Source organism: Polaromonas sp., assembly GCF_012927415.1.
Classification (GTDB): Bacteria; Pseudomonadota; Gammaproteobacteria; order Burkholderiales; family Burkholderiaceae_C; genus Polaromonas.
The window spans coordinates 1-7,020 of record NZ_JABBPF010000166.1; the positions used below are offsets into that span (position 1 = coordinate 1).

Annotated in this window: 6 protein-coding genes and 1 pseudogene; 2 read left to right on the forward strand and 5 right to left on the reverse strand. The window is 56.6% G+C overall.

The features are described 5' to 3' along the window. Positions 1–40 precede the first annotated feature (40 nt). Positions 41–2,215, forward strand: coding sequence for a catalase (locus HHJ19_RS14045; RefSeq protein WP_296908410.1), 2,175 nt, complete (start codon positions 41–43; stop codon positions 2,213–2,215). A 78-nt stretch (positions 2,216–2,293) separates the two neighbouring features. Here HHJ19_RS14045 and HHJ19_RS14050 read toward each other — a convergent pair whose 3' ends face one another. Then, positions 2,294–3,226, reverse strand: coding sequence for an adenylate/guanylate cyclase domain-containing protein (locus HHJ19_RS14050; RefSeq protein ID WP_296908411.1), 933 nt, complete (start codon positions 3,224–3,226; stop codon positions 2,294–2,296). A gap of 381 nt (positions 3,227–3,607) precedes the next feature. Here HHJ19_RS14050 and HHJ19_RS14055 point away from each other — a divergent pair, with 381 nt between their 5' ends. Further along, positions 3,608–3,952: a hypothetical protein gene (locus HHJ19_RS14055; protein ID WP_296908412.1), complete on the forward strand. Its 345-nt coding sequence runs from the start codon at positions 3,608–3,610 to the stop codon at positions 3,950–3,952. Between the two features lie 74 nt (positions 3,953–4,026). Here the strand turns inward: HHJ19_RS14055 and HHJ19_RS14060 are convergent, their stop codons facing one another. The 4 genes and pseudogenes from HHJ19_RS14060 to HHJ19_RS14075 all read right to left on the reverse strand — a co-directional run. Continuing rightward, the gene (locus tag HHJ19_RS14060) at positions 4,027–4,983 is read right to left on the reverse strand and encodes an LD-carboxypeptidase (RefSeq protein WP_296908413.1); all 957 of its coding nucleotides are present in this window, start codon (positions 4,981–4,983) and stop codon (positions 4,027–4,029) included. A 67-nt stretch (positions 4,984–5,050) separates the two neighbouring features. Further along, the gene (gene tadA, locus HHJ19_RS14065) at positions 5,051–6,454 is read right to left on the reverse strand and encodes a tRNA adenosine(34) deaminase TadA (protein ID WP_296908415.1); all 1,404 of its coding nucleotides are present in this window, start codon (positions 6,452–6,454) and stop codon (positions 5,051–5,053) included. Positions 6,455–6,519: 65 nt separating this feature from the next. Then, positions 6,520–6,771, reverse strand: a complete 252-nt coding sequence (locus tag HHJ19_RS14070) for a hypothetical protein (RefSeq protein ID WP_296908417.1) — start codon at positions 6,769–6,771, stop codon at positions 6,520–6,522. 1 nt (position 6,772) lies between these two features. Further along, positions 6,773–7,020: pseudogene (locus tag HHJ19_RS14075) on the reverse strand (hypothetical protein); the annotation flags it as partial.

A 7,020-nucleotide genomic window follows, 5' to 3' on the forward strand; every position in this document is an offset into this window, starting at 1 on the left:
CGGGCCTGCTTCGCCTACCGGGATCCAATAAGGAATTTTCATGCCTCAATCACGGCACAAAGCCGCAACTCCCGTAGGTAGCAAAGACGCAGGCAGGGACAAGCAATCCCAACTCGAAAGCTTCAAGTCAGGAAACGCTGCGGTGTTGACCAGCAACTACGGCGTGCAAAGTCCGGACAACCATAATTCCCTGAAGGCTGGCACACGGGGTCCTACCCTGCTTGAAGATTTCATTCTTCACGAAAAAATTACGCACTTTGACCACGAACGTATTCCAGAGCGTGTGGTCAACGCAAGGGGTTGCGGCGCACATGGGTATTTCAAGGTCTACAAATCGATGGTGCAGTACACCCGTGCGGCCTTCCTGCAGGACCCCGAGATTGAAACGCCTGTTTTTGTGCGCTTCTCGACCGTGGTCGGCTCCAAAGGTTCTGCAGACACGGTGCGCGATGTCCGCGGCTTTGCCGTCAAGTTCTACACCCGGGAAGGTAACTATGACCTGGTCGGCAATAACATGCCAGTATTTTTTATTCAGGATGCGATCAAGTTCCCGGACCTAATTCATGCGCTCAAGCCTGAACCGCATCACGAAATGCCGCAAGCAACCAGCGCCCACGATACGTTCTGGGATTTCGCATCGCTGATGCCGGAATCCACGCACATGCTCATGTGGACAATGTCGGACCGCGCATTGCCGCGAAGTCTGCGAATGATGGAAGGGTTCGGGGTTCATGCCTTCCGGTTTTCCAATGCCAGGGGTGACACCTGCTTTGTCAAATTTCACTGGAAACCGAAGCTGGGCGTGCACGGGCTGACTTGGGACGAGGCACAAAAAATAGCCGGCGTGGATCCGGACTTTCACCGACGCGAACTCTGGGAAGCTATTGAAAGTGGAAATTTTCCTGAATGGGAGTTGGGTGTCCAGCTCATCGACGCTGGCAAGGAGACCGAACTGGGCTTCGACATTCTCGACGCCACCAAACTTATTCCAGAGGCCCAGGTGCCGGTTCAAATCATTGGAAAGCTGGTACTCAACCGCAACCCTGACAATTTCTTTGCCGAAACCGAACAAGTGGCTTTTCATCCCGGTCATCTCGTGCCGGGAATTGACTTTTCCAACGATCCGCTGTTGCAGGGCCGCCTTTTCTCTTATACCGATGCGCAGCTCTCGCGGCTGGGGGGCGCAAATTTCCATGAACTGCCCATTAATCGAAGTGTTTGCCCGATCCACAATTTCCAGCGCGATGGAATGCACCGCCAGTCCATCAACAAGTCTCGGGTCGCCTACGAGCCCAACACGCTGGGCAACGGGACTGAATTTCGCGTTGATGGAGCGGCACAGGGTTTTCAGTCTTTTCCCGAGTTACTCGATTCAAACAAAACACGGTGCCGCAGTGCGTCGTTTGACGACCATTTTTCGCAGGCAACACTGTTCTGGAATAGCCAGACTGCGGTCGAAAAAGATCATATCGTCGAGGCATTCAGGTTTGAGCTTTCTAAAGTCGACGTACCCGATATTCGTCAGCGGATGGTCGACAACCTTGCACATATCGATCTGAAACTCGCCACGAGGGTAGCGGCAACGCTGGGTATCGGCAGCCCGAATCCGAAAGCTGCCGCGGGCCGACCTGGTTTTCGTGACTATCGCATCACCAACAAAGTAAACGAAGACGCAGCGTTATCCAGCGCGGGCAAACTGGCTGGAAGCGTGAAAACACGCAGGATCGCCATCCTGGTGGCGGACGGGGTGGACGCAGCTCCCTTACGCCGTTTGCAGCAGGATTTGGTGGACGCTGGAGCGATTTGCAAACTGGTAGCTCCGCGCCTGGGTACCGTGAGCACATCCAGCGGGCGGTCACTCGTGGTTGACCATACCTTTGGCAGCATGCCTTCGGTCATGTTCGATGCCGTGCTGATACCCGGAGGCAAGACCTGCGTCCTTACCTTAAGTGCACTTGGCGATGCCATTCATTTTGTGCTCGAAGCTTACAAACATTGCAAAACCATCTGTGCGTTGAATGATGGGGCGCAGTTACTCGGCTCGCTCGGGTTTGGCCTTGTTGGGAACCCTGAAACAGTCCTCGTCCCCACGCAGGGAATTATGATTGCCGATGCCCGCAAAGTGCTGGATGGGCAGGTTTCACGCGACTTTATCGCCGCCATTGGGCGGCATCGGCATTGGGATCGAATCAACGTCGAGGCGGTCCCCGCTTGATAGGTGCCAAATTCGCTTGGCGACTCCACCAAACGGTTCGATTTTTCTGGCGTCGGGCCGCTTTCTTAATGCGATTAGTCAATCACGACGGGTTGGTGGTCCCGCATGAAATTTGAAGCTGACGGTCGGGACGGTGAAATCTTCAAAAGAAGCTCCCAGCGCAATCTCACCTTTGAGCAGTAATACGCACTCCTGGCGGCGCAGTGACACGACCGCAGCGCTGTCCGAAAAGCGGACCCAGGTACCATAACTGCTGACATCTTCCAGATAAAACTTGCCGGCCCGCCATTCGATTCGCGCGTGTTTGCGCGACACCCTTGGATCAGGCACAACAAATTGCGCGTCGGCGTCACGGCCAAGGAATAACGGAAATTCCGTGGAAGAAAAAACGGCATTCATATCGAGCCATGACAACTCCAGAAAGTCTGGCTGGGCTGTTCGCTGCGCAAAAGGAGAAGGCGCTAAACTGGCCGGCATCGTAAAAGTTTCTGACAACACTTCGGACTGCCATTCAATCCGGTGCACCACGCAGGTTTCGGTTCGGCCTCTGATGGTCATGGCGCCCAATGAACGGGATCGTACCAGGCTGTCCTCTGGCAACTGCGCGATAACAGCATCGGTGGCAAGTATCTGCTCAGGCCCCGAGAGATCGCTCAAGCGCGAAGCGACATTGACAGCATCGCCATAGCAATCACCGTTCTGCTCCACGATTTCACCGCGGGCCATGCCAACCTGCAGGCGCATCTGAAGTGGCTCGGGCCAGTTACGGATACGATCCTGATGCACTCTCTGAAGCTCACTAACGGCCTCGACGGCATCAATGCTTACGGGAAACAGGATCAGGACACCATCGCCCAGATATTTCACCACGTGACCATGGTGGGCCTCGCAGACCTTGCCTATCCACTGCGTCAAACGGGTGATGGCCTGGGTTGCCTTGGCGTTGCCCAAAGACTCAAAGACGCCTGTACTTCCTGTGAGGTCGGCAAAAACGACGGTAACTTCTGCCATAAAGGTATTGCGGTTACCTGTGGTTATTTATTCCAATTAAAACATAACACCCATCGCACAAGCTTCACCGATGACGTTCAATGCCGTGCGGTCCCTGCATGTCTTGGCGATACAGGTTTGGTGCGGCTTGCGCGAGGGCATAAACCCGCTCAACCTGCTTAAAAAACGCCGGGGGACCCTTCAGCATGCGCGCACTGTTCCGTTTTAGAGCAGGATTCACCCCATCTTTATTTACCAAGCCTTCAATTCGATTGTTGTTTTTGTGGAGTGTGCGGAACAACCCGATTGCAGGCCGACCATCACCGACGTATTCTGATGCCAGTCGTTTCCACGAAGAAAGCGATTTATCAGCATGATAACTACTGAAAAAAACTGGTGCCCATGAGAAGCTGGTTGAATAGTCATCTGAAAAGCAGTTTGATGGCCTTGCTTGGTTCAGGCGAGATCATCGCTTCTGTCCGGGAAGACCGCACGGAGGAAATCCGCCAGTTGATGCTTGATGAAATGGGCGACCATGGTGCCTCTAATTTTCCCATCATTGCTTGCCGCGTTCGTTACGCAAGAGACGCCCAAGGCTTGTGGTATGCCCGGGGCGATGTCATGGCAGTGCTGTCGGCGGTCCATGGTGAAACCATTGCCCGCCAAAAAATCCAGCGTATCAGCGTTGAATTCAAGGGCCTCCTGCCCGACGGGCTGAACTCACGGACAAGTTCGCTCATGCTCTAGGCCACCCTGCCTTTAGCTTTCAGTTAACTTCCTGGAACAGGCGTCGAATGCAAGCTGCATGAACAGCCTGAAATTCAATGCTGATGACCCCACAGCAAAAAGGCATCCCGCCCTTCCACGGCCAATGTGACGTGCTGGCCGACAGGTAGCAATACCTTGGTTGCCACGTGGCCGAATGGCAGGCCAGTCAATACGCGCGCCTTGACTTGGCTTTGTAGCCAGGCCACCACGCTGGCGAGCTTGTAACCCTTGTCGTGAGGCACCAGCTGATAATTGCTGAACTGCCCAAAAATAATTGCCTTTTGCTGCGCCAAAATTCCTGCCTGGAGAAGTTGCGCTAGCATGCGCTCAACGCGATACGGATGCTCACCGACATCTTCGATAAACAAAATTCCACCCTTCACAGCTGGCAGGTAGGGCGTTCCGACGAGCGAAGTCAACATCGCCAGGTTCCCCCCCCACAGCATGGCGTCCTTGATGGTGTATTCGCCATGCTTTCTTCCGCCGTTTGTTTCGGCGCCATTTGCGATCGAATCAGGAGCATGCCTGGGTAGTTGCCAGCCGCTCCCCTCACCCTGCCCCGTCACCAGATCATCAAAGCAGGCTTGCATGATGTCGTCAGCGCCCGCTTCGGCACCAAAATCCTCTCCGAGCGCGGGACCGGCCCAGGTTAAGGCACCAGTTTTGGCGAGCAGGGCCATTTGGAACGCCGTGAAGTCGCTTAAACCGACAAACTGCGTGCCTTTGCTGATTGCTTTGGCGATTGCCTTGTAATTGATGCCAGGCAACAGACGTGTGAGACCGTAGCCACCGCGCGTGGTCAGCGCCACATCGGCACCGCTGGCTGCGGCGCGGTGGATGGCAGCCAGCCGGGTTTCGTCGTCACCGGCAAAACGCTGATGGGCCGCCAGCGCTGCTTCGTCAACTTCAACTTCATAGTCCAGGGCCTCCAGGCGCTTGATGCCGCGTTTAAAGCTGGCTTTGTCGCGCACTGCGCTGGAGGGGGAGTAGATGTAAATATGTTTTTTCACGGACTCGAGTATCCCATTGCCCCGGTTGTCGCATTTGACAGGCATAAGACTGACCGCTGCAGACGCTTCAGGCTGGGTGACTAAAAAAACTCAGCGCAATTCCAGCGACCTGCTCGCCATGTTCCGGTACGAAATGTCCGGCCTGCTTCAGCACCACAGCTTCGGCGCAGCCGCGAAGTATGGTCTTCAGCGCGCGCATAACCGGAATTCCGAGAACCTGATCCTGTGCGCCGACCACCATTAGGGTCTGTCCGGTCCAGCGCTCGTGCCAGAAGTGACGCGCCTGGCGCGAAATTTTTGCCCCACCAGCGGTTTTACAGTCAGGCACCAGGGCGGGAAAAGCGCGCAGCGCGGCGCGGTGGCCTTTGTCCGGGAAAGGCGCGTTGTAGGCGGCACATTCCTCCGCGCTCATCTGGGGGTTACCCCGGGCAAGCAGACGCGCAACATCTAATTCAGGATTTTTGTCGCACATCTCTCGCCAGGCCAAAAAACCCGCGGGTAGCGGCGCGTCGCCGCACGCCAGCGTCGTGTTCATGACCAGCAGGCCCCTGTAGCGCTCCGGCGCGGCCATCGGCAGCGTGAGGCCCAGCAGGCCACCCCAGTCCTGGACCACCAGCACGATGTCTTTCAGGTCCAGCCTTTCCACCAGTTCAAGCAGTATCTGCCGGTGCATCGCAAAGCTGTGAAAGCTGTCTTTCTTGGGTTTGTCGCTTTTCCCAAAGCCGACCAGGTCAGGGGCCACCACCCGATGGCCGGCTTTCAGCAGGGCTGGAATCATCCTGCGGTAAAGATAGCTCCAGGCCGGGTTGCCATGCAGGCACAGGAAGGTCGAACGCGGCCCGCTACCTTCCTGCATCGGCCCAGGCTGGTCAAGATAATGCATGCGCAGGCCCGCCAACGCGGGCAAGTCACTGATGTAATGCGGTGGCCAAGGGTAACCGGGCAGGGTTTCAAATGCGCTGTCGGGCGTGCGAAGCGCATCGTCGCGCAGCGGATGACGCAGCCTTGAGACCGCCTTCTGGTTGGTACGGCGCAGCCGAAAAAAGTCTTGCAGCAGCGCGCTGCCCTGCTCTGCCAGCACGCCGCCCCGGAGCGCAGTCTGGTGGTTCAGTTGAGGCAGTTTGAACAGGTTGATCACCGAGCCAGCCGCGCCGGTTTTGGGGTCAGCCGCGCCGAACACCACGCGCTTGAGCCGGGCATGCAACATGGCACCGCTGCACATGGCGCAGGGTTCGAGCGTGACAAACAGCTCGCATTCATCGAGCCGGTAGTTTCCAAGGGCGAGCGCTGCGGCGCGCAGGGCGACGATCTCGGCATGCGCCGTCGGGTCATGCCCATCAACCGGTGCGTTCCTGCCGGTGGCAATGACCTGGCCCTGCCGCACGATGACCGCGCCGACCGGGACCTCCCCTTGCGCAGCCGCTTCATGAGCCTGCGCGAGGGCCAGCCCCATAAACCGCTCATCATCCATGATCACTATATTTTTTATAGCAGACGATAGCCGTACTCATTGGACAACATGATGTTTTGATCATTTTATTGTTCTTCGGGCATGGGACGAGGCTGTTGCATTGCCGCTTCTACCGACTGCTTGATCTGCTGCTGGATTTGCTGGCTTTGCGCCTGGGGTGTCGCACCCGGGGAAGTGGCTGGCAGGGTGACACCTGCATTGGCGGCGGCAGGGTTTTGCGGGGGGACCAGCGACAAAGCACCCAATTGCTTTTTAGCCAGCACGCCGACGACGACCAATACGATCAACAGGCCGAGAACACCGAAAATAGCACGCATCTCAGATCTCCTGGCGGCTAGAGGGGATGGCTTTCGTGGCTGGAGACTTTATCCAGCGCGCCAGTGCCTGCTCATTTTCATTGCCAACGGAATAAAGCGCCTTCATGCTGGCTCGTGCTTCAGGCCGGTGCTGGTTAAGCTTGATCTTGCATTGAAGCTCAGTTACCTCGAGCTCAAACGCGACAATGCCGGCGAGCATTTTGTGGGCAAACTTTTCGTCCATGCCCCGCCACTGCGCGGCATAAGTGG

What these genes read in the sequence shown, in the direction of transcription:
- HHJ19_RS14045 (WP_296908410.1), top strand. Translation starts at nt 41, where the DNA reads ATGCCTCAATCACGGCACAAAGCCGCAACTCCCGTAGGTAGCAAAGAC.
- HHJ19_RS14050 (WP_296908411.1), bottom strand. Translation starts at nt 3,226, where the DNA reads ATGGCAGAAGTTACCGTCGTTTTTGCCGACCTCACAGGAAGTACAGGC.
- HHJ19_RS14055 (WP_296908412.1), top strand. Translation starts at nt 3,608, where the DNA reads ATGAGAAGCTGGTTGAATAGTCATCTGAAAAGCAGTTTGATGGCCTTG.
- tadA (WP_296908415.1), bottom strand. Translation starts at nt 6,454, where the DNA reads ATGGATGATGAGCGGTTTATGGGGCTGGCCCTCGCGCAGGCTCATGAA.
- HHJ19_RS14070 (WP_296908417.1), bottom strand. Translation starts at nt 6,771, where the DNA reads ATGCGTGCTATTTTCGGTGTTCTCGGCCTGTTGATCGTATTGGTCGTC.